This window comes from Burkholderia sp. AW49-1, from assembly GCF_053427845.1.
The window spans coordinates 1-12,971 of sequence record NZ_JBSAXF010000033.1 but is presented as its reverse complement, the minus strand read 5'-3'; the positions used below and the strand labels follow the sequence as shown (position 1 = coordinate 12,971).

Annotated in this window: 15 protein-coding genes; 10 read left to right on the top strand and 5 right to left on the bottom strand. The window is 66.6% G+C overall.

Features of this window, described 5'->3' with window-relative positions:
* Positions 1-4: 4 nt before the first annotated feature.
* From ACV22W_RS29335 to ACV22W_RS29310, 6 genes are all read left to right on the top strand, one after another.
* A complete protein-coding gene (locus ACV22W_RS29335) occupies positions 5-997 on the top strand; it encodes a sugar kinase (protein ID WP_448022933.1) in 993 nt (330 codons plus the stop codon).
* A gap of 163 nt (positions 998-1,160) precedes the next feature.
* Positions 1,161-2,441: an MFS transporter gene (locus ACV22W_RS29330; RefSeq protein WP_448022932.1), complete on the top strand. Its 1,281-nt coding sequence runs from the start codon at positions 1,161-1,163 to the stop codon at positions 2,439-2,441.
* Between the two features lie 5 nt (positions 2,442-2,446).
* A complete protein-coding gene (locus ACV22W_RS29325) occupies positions 2,447-3,412 on the top strand; it encodes an NAD(P)-dependent oxidoreductase (RefSeq protein ID WP_448022931.1) in 966 nt (321 codons plus the stop codon).
* Between the two features lie 311 nt (positions 3,413-3,723).
* Positions 3,724-4,767, top strand: coding sequence for a LacI family DNA-binding transcriptional regulator (locus ACV22W_RS29320; RefSeq protein ID WP_448022930.1), 1,044 nt, complete (start codon positions 3,724-3,726; stop codon positions 4,765-4,767).
* Between the two features lie 54 nt (positions 4,768-4,821).
* Positions 4,822-5,610, top strand: a complete 789-nt coding sequence (locus tag ACV22W_RS29315; RefSeq protein ID WP_448022929.1) for a YhfC family intramembrane metalloprotease — start codon at positions 4,822-4,824, stop codon at positions 5,608-5,610.
* A gap of 13 nt (positions 5,611-5,623) precedes the next feature.
* Positions 5,624-5,986, top strand: a complete 363-nt coding sequence (locus tag ACV22W_RS29310) for a DUF3022 domain-containing protein (protein WP_448022928.1) — start codon at positions 5,624-5,626, stop codon at positions 5,984-5,986.
* 34 nt (positions 5,987-6,020) lie between these two features.
* Here ACV22W_RS29310 and ACV22W_RS29305 read toward each other — a convergent pair whose 3' ends face one another.
* Entirely contained in the window at positions 6,021-6,452 is a 432-nt protein-coding gene (locus tag ACV22W_RS29305) for a PGDYG domain-containing protein (protein ID WP_448022927.1), read from the bottom strand.
* Between the two features lie 132 nt (positions 6,453-6,584).
* Complete coding sequence (locus ACV22W_RS29300; RefSeq protein WP_448022926.1) at positions 6,585-7,124, bottom strand: Spy/CpxP family protein refolding chaperone; 540 nt, start codon at positions 7,122-7,124, stop codon at positions 6,585-6,587.
* A 339-nt stretch (positions 7,125-7,463) separates the two neighbouring features.
* On the opposite strand from ACV22W_RS29300, the gene ACV22W_RS29295 reads away from it, so the two are divergent.
* Both ACV22W_RS29295 and ACV22W_RS29290 read left to right on the top strand, forming a co-directional pair.
* Positions 7,464-7,928 carry an Lrp/AsnC family transcriptional regulator gene (locus ACV22W_RS29295; protein WP_006481526.1) on the top strand — a complete coding sequence of 155 codons (465 nt, stop codon included), beginning with the start codon at positions 7,464-7,466 and terminating at the stop codon, positions 7,926-7,928.
* 438 nt (positions 7,929-8,366) lie between these two features.
* Complete coding sequence (locus ACV22W_RS29290) at positions 8,367-9,467, top strand: saccharopine dehydrogenase family protein (protein WP_040144221.1); 1,101 nt, start codon at positions 8,367-8,369, stop codon at positions 9,465-9,467.
* 119 nt (positions 9,468-9,586) lie between these two features.
* Here ACV22W_RS29290 and ACV22W_RS29285 read toward each other — a convergent pair whose 3' ends face one another.
* Together ACV22W_RS29285 and cydX are read right to left on the bottom strand one after the other, a co-directional pair.
* Positions 9,587-10,204: an AAA family ATPase gene (locus ACV22W_RS29285; protein WP_448022925.1), complete on the bottom strand. Its 618-nt coding sequence runs from the start codon at positions 10,202-10,204 to the stop codon at positions 9,587-9,589.
* On the bottom strand, positions 10,201-10,347 hold the full coding sequence (gene cydX, locus ACV22W_RS29280) for a cytochrome bd-I oxidase subunit CydX (RefSeq protein ID WP_448022924.1): 147 nt from the start codon (positions 10,345-10,347) through the stop codon (positions 10,201-10,203). Before cydX ends, ACV22W_RS29285 begins: the two co-directional genes overlap by 4 nt.
* Before the next feature lie 180 nt (positions 10,348-10,527).
* Here cydX and corA point away from each other — a divergent pair, with 180 nt between their 5' ends.
* A complete protein-coding gene (gene corA, locus ACV22W_RS29275) occupies positions 10,528-11,505 on the top strand; it encodes a magnesium/cobalt transporter CorA (RefSeq protein ID WP_448022965.1) in 978 nt (325 codons plus the stop codon).
* 12 nt (positions 11,506-11,517) lie between these two features.
* Here corA and ACV22W_RS29270 read toward each other — a convergent pair whose 3' ends face one another.
* Positions 11,518-11,805: a YciI-like protein gene (locus ACV22W_RS29270; RefSeq protein ID WP_448022923.1), complete on the bottom strand. Its 288-nt coding sequence runs from the start codon at positions 11,803-11,805 to the stop codon at positions 11,518-11,520.
* Positions 11,806-12,272: 467 nt separating this feature from the next.
* Here ACV22W_RS29270 and ACV22W_RS29265 point away from each other — a divergent pair, with 467 nt between their 5' ends.
* The gene (locus ACV22W_RS29265; RefSeq protein WP_059814369.1) at positions 12,273-12,761 is read left to right on the top strand and encodes an aminoacyl-tRNA deacylase; all 489 of its coding nucleotides are present in this window, start codon (positions 12,273-12,275) and stop codon (positions 12,759-12,761) included.
* Positions 12,762-12,971: the final 210 nt, after the last annotated feature.

Genomic DNA, 12,971 nt, shown 5'->3' with positions numbered 1-12,971 from the left:
ACTCATGAAGGCAGCACTCGATGTCGTGACCTACGGCGAAGCGATGGCGATGTTCGTCGCCGCCGAGCCCGGCCACCTCGCGCACGCGTCGCAGTTCACGAAACGGATCGCGGGCGCGGACCTGAACGTCGCGATCGGCCTGTCGCGGCTCGGCTTCCGGGTCGGCTGGATGAGCCGGGTGGGCCGCGATTCGTTCGGCGGTTACGTGCTCGACACGCTCGCGCGCGAAGGTATCGACGCGTCGTGCGTGACCGTCGACCCGCGCTATCCGACCGGGTTTCAGCTGAAGTCGCGCAACGACGACGGCAGCGACCCGACCGTCGAATATTTCCGCAAGGGCTCGGCCGCGAGCCACCTGTCGTGCGACGACTACGTGGCCGACTACGTGCTTGGCGCGCGTCACCTGCACTTGACGGGCGTCGCGCCGGCGATTTCCGCGACGTCGTGCGAACTCGCGTTCCAGCTGGCGCGCGAGATGCGCGCGGCGGGCAAGACGATCTCGTTCGATCCGAACCTTCGCCCGACGCTGTGGCCGTCCGCCGACGTGATGGCGAAGACGCTGAACGCGCTCGCGACGCTCGCTGACTGGGTGCTGCCGGGCCTCGCCGAAGGGCAGCAGCTCACCGGGCACGACACGCCCGCCGACATCGCGGGCTTCTATCTGGCCCAGGGGGCGCGCGGCGTGGTGATCAAGCTGGGCGCCGAGGGCGCGTACTTCCGCACGGCCGACGGCCGCGAGGGCACGGTCGCGGGCGAGCGCGTCGCGAACGTGGTCGACACGGTCGGCGCCGGCGACGGCTTCGCGGTCGGCGTGGTCAGCGCGCTGCTGGAAGGCCGGTCCGTCGAGCAGGCGGTTGCGCGCGGCAACCGGATCGGGGCGCTCGCGATCCAGGTGATCGGCGATTCGGAAGGCCTGCCGACCCGCGAGGCGCTCGATCGGCTCGAAAACGTCAGCAATCGCGCCGATCGCTTAGAGGAAAGCATCACCGCGCAATGAGAGGCCGGACACGGCACAATCCGCGGACCCATTACGTGCTTCGTGCACGGTTTTGCAGGAGGCCGGAGCAGGTGCCGATGCGCCGACGCCGGTCGATTCCCGAAAGGACGGGACGGGAGCAAGCGCTCGAGCGCCCACTCCGGTCTACCCAGGAGACACTCTGATGGCAGCCAATCTCGCAGCACGACGCTGGTGGACGATCATGCCGATCGTCTTCATCACGTACAGCCTCGCTTACCTCGACCGCGCGAACTACGGGTTCGCGGCAGCGGCCGGCATCAACCAGGACCTCGGGATCAGCAAGGGCCTGTCGTCGCTGATCGGCGCGCTGTTCTTCCTCGGCTACTTCTTCTTCCAGATTCCGGGCGCGATCTATGCGGAGCGCCGCAGCGTCAAGAAGCTCGTGTTTGCCAGTCTCGTGCTGTGGGGCGCTTGCGCGGCGCTCACGGGCGTCGTCACCAACATCCCGTCGCTGATGGTGATCCGCTTCATGCTCGGCGTGGTCGAAGCGGCCGTGATGCCGGCGATGCTCATCTACATCAGCAACTGGTTCACGAGGAACGAGCGCTCGCGCGCGAACACGTTCCTGATCCTCGGCAACCCGGTCACCGTGCTGTGGATGTCGATCGTGTCGGGCTATCTCGTGCACGAATTCGGCTGGCGCCACATGTTCATCGCCGAAGGCGTGCCGGCCATCATCTGGGCCGTGTGCTGGTGGTTCCTCGTGCAGGACAAGCCGGCCGATTCGCCGTGGCTCACCGCGCAGGAAAAGAGCGACCTCGATGCCGCGCTCGCGGCCGAACAGGCGGCGATCAAGCCCGTGCGCAACTACGGCGAGGCGTTCCGCTCGCCGGCGGTGATCAAGCTGTGCGCGCAATACTTCTGCTGGAGCATCGGCGTGTACGGCTTCGTGCTGTGGCTGCCGTCGATCGTCAAGAACGGCTCCGAGCTCGGCATGATCGCGACCGGCTGGCTGTCGGCGCTGCCGTACCTCGCGGCGACGATCGCGATGCTGGTCGCGTCGTGGGCGTCCGACAAGGTCGGGTCGCGCCGCGGCTTCGTGTGGCCGTTCCTGCTCGTCGGCGCGGCTGCGTTCGCCGCATCGTATGCGCTCGGCTCGTCGCATTTCTGGATCTCGTACGCGCTGCTGGTCGTCGCGGGCGCCGCGATGTACGCGCCGTACGGCCCGTTCTTCGCGATCGTCCCGGAGCTGCTGCCGAAGAACGTCGCAGGCGGCGCGATGGCGCTGATCAACAGCATGGGCGCGCTCGGCTCGTTCGTCGGCTCGTACTTCGTCGGCTATCTGAACGGGGCGACCGGGTCGCCCGTCGCATCGTATGCGTTCATGAGCGCCGCGCTCGTGGCCGCGGTGGTCCTCACGCTGTCCGTCAAACCCCAGGCGCGCGACGCGCACCCGCTCGCGACGCCGCTGCAAGGAAAATGAAAACGATGAAGCTTCGTATCGTCGCGTACAAGCCGCTGCCCGATGACGTGCTCGCGTATCTGCGCGAGCATGCGGAAGTCGTGCAGGCCGACGGCGCCGACGCGCTCGCCGATGCCCTCGGCGACGCGGACGGCGCGATCGGCGCGAGCCTGAAGGTCACGCCGCAGATGCTCGATCGCGCCCCGCGACTGAAGGCCTGGTCGACGATCTCGGTCGGCTACGACAACTTCGACGTCGCGGATCTCACGCGGCGCGGCATCGTGCTCGCGCATACGCCCGACGTGCTGACGGAATCGACCGCCGATACCGTGTTTTCGCTGATCCTCGCGTCCGCAAGGCGTGTGGTCGAACTGGCGGAGTGGGTCAAGGCCGGCCACTGGCATCGCAGCATCGGCCCCGATCTGTATGGCACCGACGTGCAGGGCAAGACGCTCGGCATCGTCGGGCTCGGGCGGATCGGCGGCGCGGTCGCGCGCCGCGCGGCGCTCGGTTTCCGGATGCAGGTGCTGTACGCGAATCGTTCCGCGCATGCCGAAGCCGAAACGCAGTACGGCGCCCGTCGCGTGACGCTCGACGAATTGCTCGCCCGGTCGGACTTCGTGTGCCTGCAGGTGCCGCTGTCGCCGGAGACGCATCACCTGATCGGCGCGGCCGAATTCGCGAAGATGAAGCGCGGCGCGATCCTGATCAACGCATCGCGCGGGCCCGTGGTCGACGAGGCCGCGCTGGTCGACGCGCTGCGCGCGGGCACGATTCGCGGCGCGGGGCTCGACGTGTTCGAGAAAGAGCCGTTGCCGGCGGATTCGCCGCTGTTGCGGATGAACAATGTCGTCGCGCTGCCGCATATCGGCTCGGCGACGCACGAGACGCGCCATGCGATGGCGCGCTGCGCTGCTGAAAACCTGGTCGGCGCGCTGGCCGGGACGCTGCGCACGAACCTCGTCAATCCCGACGCGCTCGCGCGCGCCTGAGCGGGAGGCGGTCAGCCGGCCGGGTTAGAGGCGATGATCTTGGTACGGGAGGGCAGGCTGCGTTATGATCGCCCGCTCGTCGCATCGACGACCCGGCCACGTGGCCGGCGGCGTTCGGCGGCGGGCATCCGTGCCAGGTCCGGTGCGGCCGATCGCCGTGCGTTTCGGGCGACCGGAGCGGGCGCGAACGCGCCGGCTTCGATCGACCGCGAAGCAGGGCAGTGGCGGCGTCCGCCGGGTGGCTTTCGTATCCCACAACAAAGGTCCGTCCGCACACGACGCGGCGCGGATCGTACGTCGCGAGGCACGACTTGAGCGATTCGCAACCTTCCACGCAGCGTCCGGCGACGATCAGCGACGTCGCACGCGAAGCCGGCACGGGCAAGACCAGCGTTTCGCGCTATCTGAACGGCGAGACGCACGTGCTGTCCGCCGATCTGCGCCAGCGGATCGAGGCGGCGATCGCGCGTCTCAACTACCGGCCGAACCAGATGGCGCGCGGGCTGAAGCGCGGCCGCAACCGGCTGCTCGGCATGCTCGCGGCCGACCTGACCAATCCATATACCGTCGAAGTGTTGCAGGGCGTCGAGGCCGGGTGCCACGCGCTCGGCTACATGCCGCTCATCTGTCACGCGGCCAATGAGGTCGAGATGGAGCGGCGCTTCCTGCAGCTGCTCACGACCTACCGGGTCGAAGGGCTGATCGTCAACGCGCTCGGCGCGGAGGAAGACGTGCTGCGCCCGCTGCGCGGTGCCGGCATTCCGGCCGTGCTCGTCGACCGGACGGTCGAGGGCTTCGAGGCCGACCTGATCGGGCTCGACAATACCGATGCAATCGAGACGGCGATCGCGCACCTGGTGGCGCGCGGCTTCGATGCGATCCATTTCGTCGTGCAGCCGTTCGAGCACGTCAGCTCGCGGCGCCTGCGCGAGGCCGCGTTTCGCGCCGCGCTCGACGCGCGCGGACTGCCGGTGCCGCCGACGGTCGTGCTCGACCTGAACGAGCCCGCTGCGGCTGCGGCGGCGCTTGCCGACGTCGACGCGCGCATCGACGACGCGGCGCGGCGCGGCGTGCGTGCGGCGCTGTTCGCCGCCAACGCGCCGGTCGCGCTCGCGATCGCGCGTCATCTGCGCGCGCGTTTCGGCGCGACGTGGCAGGAAAAGGCCGCGCTGCTGTCGATCGACGATCCGGAGTGGGCCGAACTGATCGGCATCACGACGATTCGCCAGCCGACCTACGAGATCGGCTACAAGGCCGTCGAATTCGTGCACGAGCGCATCGACGGCGCGGCCGGCGACGTGCGCGTCGCGTTGCTGCCGGGCGAGCTGATTGCGCGCGCGTCGACCGCAAGCTGAGTATCATTCGGGGCACGCGGCGCGTCAGGTGCGCTGCCCCGAACAAGGAAATACATGACTGTCGCTCCCGTCACGCTGGCGGTGCTGATCGCCGCCACGCTGATCATCGCGCTACTGCCGTTCGTTCTCTTCCGTATCCTGCGCAAGCCACTTTCGCTCGACCGCCGCGACACGATCGTCGGTGTCGCCGTCTTCACGCTGTTCGCGATGATCGTCGAACGCGCGTTCCATGGCCTCGTGCTGAGCCAGACGCCCGCCGGCGGCTGGCTCACGCAGCCGCTCGCGTTCGTCGCGTACAGCGCGCTCGCGACCGCCGTGTTCGAGGAAGTCGGCCGCTATCTCGGGATCCAATTCCTGAATCGCCGCTACGGCGCGTCGGCCGGCGACGGGCGCGGCATCGGCTACGGGATCGGCCATGCCGGTGCCGAAGCCTGGTTCGTCGGCGTGCTGGTATGGGGCCAGTGGTCGTATCTCGCATGGCTCGCGAGCCGCGGCCAGCTCGAGACGCAGCTCGCGGACCTGCCGGGCGATACCGTCGTGCGGCTGCACGTGATGCTGGCGACCTTGTCGGCACAGTCGATGCTGCTGTTGCTGCTCGAGCGCTGCTCGGCGTTCGTGGTGCAACTCGGGCTGTCGGTGCTGGTGTGGCGCGGCGTGCGCGCCGGCCGCGCGGGCGTGCTGCCGCTCGCGATGGTGCTGCATGCTCTGGCGGTCACGCCGGCGCTGCTGTATCAGGTGCGCGTGCTGCCGGCCGGATCGCTCGAGGCCGTGTATTTCGTGCTGGCCGCGATCCTGGTCGCCGTGCTGATGAAGACGTGCCGGTCGCCGCGTGCGGCGGCCTGACGGGAGAGGCGGAATGGACGACTATCTGATCGAATGCCAGAGCGCCGAATTCGACGCGCTCGCGCGCGTGATCTGCGATCTCTTTCCGGAGCAGACGCGCTTTGCCGAAAGCAACGACGAACGCGGGCGTTTCCTGTCCGTGCAGTGGGTCGCGATGCGTTTCGGTTCGACGCCGAAACGGATGACACTCGACATCCGCATCGTGCCGGCCGCGCTGGCGCGCTATCTGGCGCTCCGGCCGATGCAGCGCGCCCGCAGCCATGCGGTGCTGCATGCGTACACGGAAGCGATGCTGGGCTCGCTCGAGGAGCGGCACGCGGCCGGCGAGGCCGTCGAGCGCGATGCGGAACTCGAACTCGACGAAGACTTTGCCTGAACGTTGACGTGAACGCGCGCGCCGGCGCGATGCGTTACGCGTCGCGGTAGACCTGCGCGAAACGCTGCGCCTGGACGACGCCGTAGTCGCCGGGCGCATACTGCATCACCCAGTCGCCGGCGATGCCGTGCAGCGTGTCGCCATTTTCCGAGCGGGCGATCGTGAACGGCTCGTCCATCCGGCGGGCGAGCACGACGGCCGGCCGGTTCCGGTAGGCGCCCGGCGCACCGTGCGCGAGCGCCGGATCGGCGGGCAGGTACTTCGCGTCGAAGCGTGCGCGCGACACGACCCAGCGGTCGCCGGTCGAGCCGGTGATCAGCGCGTCGCCGGCGACATAGCGATTCGGGCCTTCGAGGCTCATCAGTTCGCCGTCGGCCGCCGCGAATGCGACCGTGACGGTTTCGTCCTTCACGACGCGACGGGCCTGCGGGTCGGTATGCAGATCGATGTGCTTGAGTTCGAGCATGGCGGGGGGGGGGAGTGCAGGAAAAGCCGGGAGCTTATCCCGAATCCGGCGCGCCGTGTGACGCACCGGGTTCCTGCGGGGTGCGCGACGCCGTTCGGCCCGGGCGGGCAGCGTGGCGCCGGCGGGCGGACGTCAGGGTTGTGCGGGCGCGCTTGCGGCCGGCGCGGCGCCTGCCTTGCGTTCCTTGGCCCCGGCCTTGCCCTTGCCGCGGTGTTCGCCGCCGTGATGCAGCCAGCTGCGGAACGTCGTGTCGGCGAGAGCCTTTTGATCGGCCGGGAAGCTCTCGTAGAGCGGCGCGAATGCATCGGCGAGCTTCTTCGCGCCGTCCGCGTTCGCCTGCGCGAGTTCCGCGTACTGCTTCATGTCGTCGACCGCGGACACGTTCTGGCTTTCCATCCGCGTGCGATAGAGGCGGCCCATCGTGTCGCCGTTTTCACGCATCGTTTCGGCGAACGTCTTCCATTGCGGCTCCTGCGCCGACGTGATCTTCAGCTGATCGTGCAGGTACTTGATGCGCTGCTCGACGCGCGCTTCGTGGCGCGCCGCGCGCTGTTCGGCGCTCGGGGCCGATGCGGCCGTCGCCGGGGCGGGCGTCTGCGGTTGCGGCGGAGTTTGCGCGAATGCGCTGGCCGCAACGGCGAGCGTGGCGAGGGTGAGCGAGATTTTCTTCATGGTTGGCTCTCCGGGGTGGTGTCGTGCGAGCGGGCGCGGCGGTTCATGCCGCGGGCACGCAACGCGTGTCACCCGTTATTAGTAGCACGTTGCGCGTAACGCGACAGCGAAAGCGACACTTGCTTACATCCGATACGAATCGCAATTGAAAGGGCCATAGCGGGCGGGCGAGGGTCGACAGCGTTCGATCGACACGCCGGACGCCGCACGCGAACGAGGCAGGCGATGCGAACGCGCGAGCCCCTGACCGCGTGCGATGCCGTTTGGGCGCACCGGCGTTCGGCGCTATCATCGCGTCACGTTCCATTTCGCCGGCGCGTTGCACGCCGGCCCAGCCTCATGCGTCCACCTCGCCTCGACCAACTCGACGACCTCGACCGGCAACTCGTCGCGCTGCTGCAAGCGGATGCGCGCGCAAGCGTCGCCGATCTCGCGCGACAGCTCGACGTCGCACGCACGACGGTCGTCGCGCGCATCGCGCGGCTCGAGCGCACCAACGTGATCGCCGGATACAGCGTGCGGCTCGGACAGGACGTGCTCGATGCAAGCATTTATGCGTACGTCGGCATCATCCTCACGCCGAAGTTCGGCAAGGACGTGCTGCGCAAGCTCGACCGGATGCCCGAGGTGCAGCTGTTGTGCGCGGTGAGCGGCGAATACGACTATGTTGCGTGGCTGCGTGCGGATTCGCCGGAGCGGCTCAACGATCTGCTCGACCAGATCGGCACGCTCGAAGGCGTCGAGCGCACGACGACATCGATCATCCTGTCGCGCAAGATCGATCGCGGCACGATCGGCGGATGACGTATCGCGTGCGGTGTCGCGTGTGACATCGCGGCGCGATGCGATTCGTCGCGCAGTTTTTCCCTCCTTTCCCTTCCCCTGATACCCGCCGCCGGCGCTCGCCGCGGGGCGGGGCGTTGGCTCGAGCATCTGCACGCGAGCGTCGTTGCGTCGACCGCCGGCCGGGGCGCGCGCAACGATACATTCGCTTGCGCATCTTCCGCCTTGCATGTTCCTGCGTGCCCGTCCAGACGCGTCGGTCACGGCCCGTTTGCGGCGCGTCATATACGCGATTTTTAGGCGATCTGGTCGTTGTGACGAAATGCATCGTCATATCGTCGAGTTAAACGGTCGTTTCGCATCATTCTTCGTCTTGGAACTGATTTTGAGCGTCCCTAAACTGTGTTCATGGCTCGACGCCGTACACCAACACCACACTCATCATCAGGAGATAAGCGCATGAAAATCGCCATCGTCGGCGCAGGTCTGATCGGCCACACCATTGCACACATGCTGCGTGAAACGGGCGACTACGAAGTGGTCGCGTTCGACCGCGACGCGGATGCGCTCGCCAAGCTGTCGCGTGAAGGCATCGCGACGCAGCGTGTCGATTCGGCCGATGCCAATGCGATCCGTGAAGCCGTGAAGGGCTTCGATGCGCTCGTCAACGCGCTGCCGTACTACCTCGCGGTCAACGTCGCCGCGGCAGCCAAGGCTGCCGGCGTCCATTACTTCGACCTGACCGAAGACGTGCGCGCGACCCATGCAATCCGCGAACTGGCGGACGGTTCGGACCGCGCGTTCATGCCGCAGTGCGGGCTCGCGCCGGGCTTCATCGGCATCGCCGCACACGAGCTCGTGAACGGTTTCAGCGAAGTGCGCGACGTGAAGATGCGTGTCGGCGCGCTGCCCGAGTATCCGACCAACGCGCTGAAGTACAACCTGACGTGGAGCGTCGACGGCCTGATCAACGAATACTGCCAGCCGTGCGAAGCGATCCGCGACGGCCGCAAGCAGTGGGTGCAGCCGCTCGAAGGCCTCGAGCATTTCTCGCTCGACGGCACGGAATACGAAGCGTTCAACACGTCGGGCGGCCTGGGCACGTTGTGCGAGACGCTGTCGGGCAAGGTCGAGACGCTCGACTACAAGTCGGTGCGCTATCCGGGCCACCGCGAGCTCGTGCAGTTCCTGCTCGAGGACCTGCGTCTGTCGAGCGACCGCGATACGCTGAAGTCGATCATGCGCCGCGCGGTGCCGTCGACGAAGCAGGACGTCGTGCTCGTGTTCGTCACGGTGACGGGCGTGAAGGACGGCCAGCTCGTGCAGGACGTATTTACGCGCAAGATTTTTGCGAAGGACGTGTGCGGGATGCACATGAGCGCGATCCAGATCACGACGGCTGGCGCGATGTGCGCGGTGCTGGATCTGTTCCGCGAAAAGAAGCTGCCGCAGAGCGGTTTCATCCCGCAGGAGAAAGTGTCGCTGAAGGCGTTCCTCGCGAACCGCTTCGGCAAGCTGTACGAAGGTGGCACGATGGAGCGCGTGCACGAAGTCGCCTGACGAACGGTCTCCGGCACGAGGGCCGTGCGACGCCGGGAGCGCAACAGCGCTTCCGGCGTTGTTTTTTTGAGCGCGTCGAAACGCGTCGCGGCGGGAAAGAGCAGGGCGGTGCGCGCCGTTCAGGCGGGCAGCGGCGGAACGATCGTTGCCCGCGGCGCCGGCGGCGCGATGCGGTACAGTAGCGCATCGATGTCCGCGTCGGACGGCGCGGTGTTGTCGAACATCACGATACCGTCGCATTCGTGGCCGGTCGGCACGAAGCGGCGTTGCCGGTATTCGTCCCAGTGCGCGAGCTTGTACGCGTCGTTCGGATTGCCGCGCGCGACGATCCGCTGGTGCGCGACGTCTTCCGCGGTATGGACCCACACGACCGTCAGCACGACGTCCGGCCCGATGCCGAGCCACGTGCGGTCGAGGATGCGCCGATCACGCACTTCGCGCGACAGCGGGCCGACCACGAGCACGCCAATGCCGAGCGCGAGGTTCTCGCGGGCCGTGTCGAGCAGGCCCTGGTATTCGGGATCGCGCAGGTGCTTCAGGTAGAGCGGGCTGTCGCGATCGTTCGGATCGGAGGTGAGGGCGCCCATCGCAGCCGAACTGTAGCGGCCGTAGAGCGTGTCCTTGTCGAGCAGGCAGAAGGCTTCGCCGGTCGCGCGCATCAGCGGCCCGATCAGCCGCTTCGCGAGCGTGGTCTTGCCGGTGCCGGCATGACCGCAGAAGAAAACCAGGTGCGTCACGAATACCGGCCCCCCGGATCCGCGCGCGATGCGTCGGTGCGCTTGTCCCCGCGCGAGAAGACTTCCGCTTCGAGCCACATCGCGTTGATGATTCCGAAGCCGAGCGCCACGCCGATGCCGAGTATCCACGAGAAATACCACATGGGTCTGTCTCCTTGACGGTTGGACCGCACGGCCGTGCCGTGCGTCTGTCGAAGCGATGCCGTGCGCGTGCCGCGTCGCACGTAGTCCGATCATGACCAATATCGGCGTGTCGCGCAAGCCGGGGCCGCCCGCGCGTCAAACCGGTAAACTGATGCGAAAACTGCAACATGACGGACAACATGCTGATCAACTGTGCTGCATACCAGGACGGCCGCAAGCTGGCCGAAATCGATATCGACGCCATCAGCGACTACGTGTCGAAGCCCGAGTGTTTCGTGTGGGTCGCGCTGAAGGATCCGACGCCGGACGAGATCGACCTGATGGGCGAGGAATTCGGGCTGCACGAGCTCGCACTCGAGGATGCCCGCAAGGGGCATCAGCGGCCGAAGATCGAGGAGTACGGCGATTCGCTGTTTGCGGTGCTGCATATGGTCGAGCTCGACGACGACGGCGAATTCAAGGTCGGCGAGTTGAACGTGTTCGTCGGCCCGAACTACGTGCTGTCGATCCGTAACCATACCGAGCAGGATTTTCGCGACGTGCGCAAGCGCTGCGAGCGCGAACCGCATCTGCTGCAGGAAGGGTCGGCGTTCGTCTTCTATGCGCTGATGGACCAGGTCGTCGACCGCTATTTCCCGATCCTCGAGACGCTCGGCAACGAGCTCGAGGAGCTCGAGGACCGCATCTTCACCAAGGCCTCGCCCGCGTCGTCGCGCGCGATCATCGAGGATCTCTATTCGCTGAAACGCCGGCTCGTGACGCTGCACCAGCACATCGCGCCGCTGATCGAGCCGCTCGCGAAGCTCACCGGCGGACGCATTCCGCAGGTCTGCAGCGGGATGGAGCATTACTTCCGCGACGTGTACGACCACCTGCAGCGGATCGTGAAGACGATCGAAGGACGGCGCGAGATGGTCGTGACCGCGATCCAGGTCAACCTCGGGATGATTTCGCTCGCGGAGAACGAGGTGACCAAGCGGCTCGGCTCGTTCGCCGCGCTGTTCGCGATACCGACGATGATCGCCGGCATCTACGGGATGAACTTCGCGAACATGCCCGAACTGCACCTCAAGTACGGCTTCTACGGGTGCATCGCGGTGATGGTCGTCGCCGATCTCGCGTTGTGGTGGCGCTTCAAGCGGGCGGGGTGGCTGTAGCAGGGGGCGCCGCTAGTGCGGGGCGTGCTTGCCGACCACGACGCGCCACGGACGCACGCACCAGGATTTGACGAGGCCGTGCTGCACGTATGGATCGGCGCGGGCGAACGATTCGGCGGCTTCCGGCGAATCGCCCTCGAAGACGAGAACGGCCCGGTCGGCTGGATCCTGCAATGCGCCGGCAAGCATGAGCTCACCGCGCTCGGTTGCCGCCTGCGCGAGTGCGAGGTGCTCGGCGCGGTACTGTTCACGCCGGGACAGGTAATCGTCGACGAGTTCGTAGATCAACTGGTAATGCATGATCTCTCCCGAAATCGGCCGCCACAGGATGATGGGCGGTTGGCTCAGTATAGGGCGCGGTTCGGTCTTTGTCGGGCGCGGTGTGCGACGGTTTCGCCGTTGCCGGGCCGGCTGAACGCGGGCGGCCAACGAGGACGATTTTCAGGTGCCGACGCACTTTCATTAAATGCAACTAACGGTCTGGCCTGAGCCCGTCATCGCATGGGTTCGCGTCATCACACTGCGCCGGTTATCGCTCCCTTTGTCTTCAGGAAAGGCGGCGTTGTCGGTGTGTTTGAGGTGCATTCCAGGCCCGAATTTCGCATGCCGGCGAGGGCGGCCGTGTCGACCGGAAAAGGGGCCGAAGGCGGTATCGGGCCGTCCGTGTGGACGTCGTGCGAGGGCATTTCCATTAGCCGCAATGCGACCTATGCTGAACGAATCCGGAGCGAACTTCGTTCGCCCGATTTGTCCAGACGAGGTGTGCCATGCCTGTATCAGCCACCCTGCAGGATTGCCTGCGCCAGAAGTCATCGCGGTACGAAGTCGTGTACCACCCGTATAGCCATACCAGCATGGAGACGGCCGCCGCCGCGCATATCCCCGGCGATCGCCTCGCGAAAACCGTGCTGCTCGAGGACGACGAAGGATACGTCGCCGCCGTGCTGCCGACGTCGCACGCGGTGCGCCTGTCGGACCTCTGGGTCAAGACCGGTCGTCATCTCGTGCTCGCCAGGGAAATCAAACTGCGCGAACTGTTCAAGGATTGCGACCTCGGCGCGTTGCCGCCGGTGTGCATGGCGTACGGGATGAAGACGTTCCTCGAGGAACACCTCGCGCAGCAGCCGGAAGTGTATTTCGAGGCCGGCGACCACGAAGCGCTGATCCATATGATGCAGGACGAATTCCTGTCGCTGATGGAGACGGCCGAGCGCGCGCATTTCTCGCACAAGATGCAGGGGATGTGGTTGTCCTGATCGTCCTGTTGCGGGCGGGTTTGCACGGCGTCTGGTGGGCGGCCGTCGGTGCATTGCCTGTCGCCGGTCCTGCCGCAGCCGCGTTCACGATGGAAATCGGAGCGGCGGGCGACCGGTGAGGCGGGATTCTGGTCGCGTCAGGTCAGGATTTCAGCGATGTTCCCTGCCGAATTTCATATTTGACATAATCATCATTATCGATATGACTGG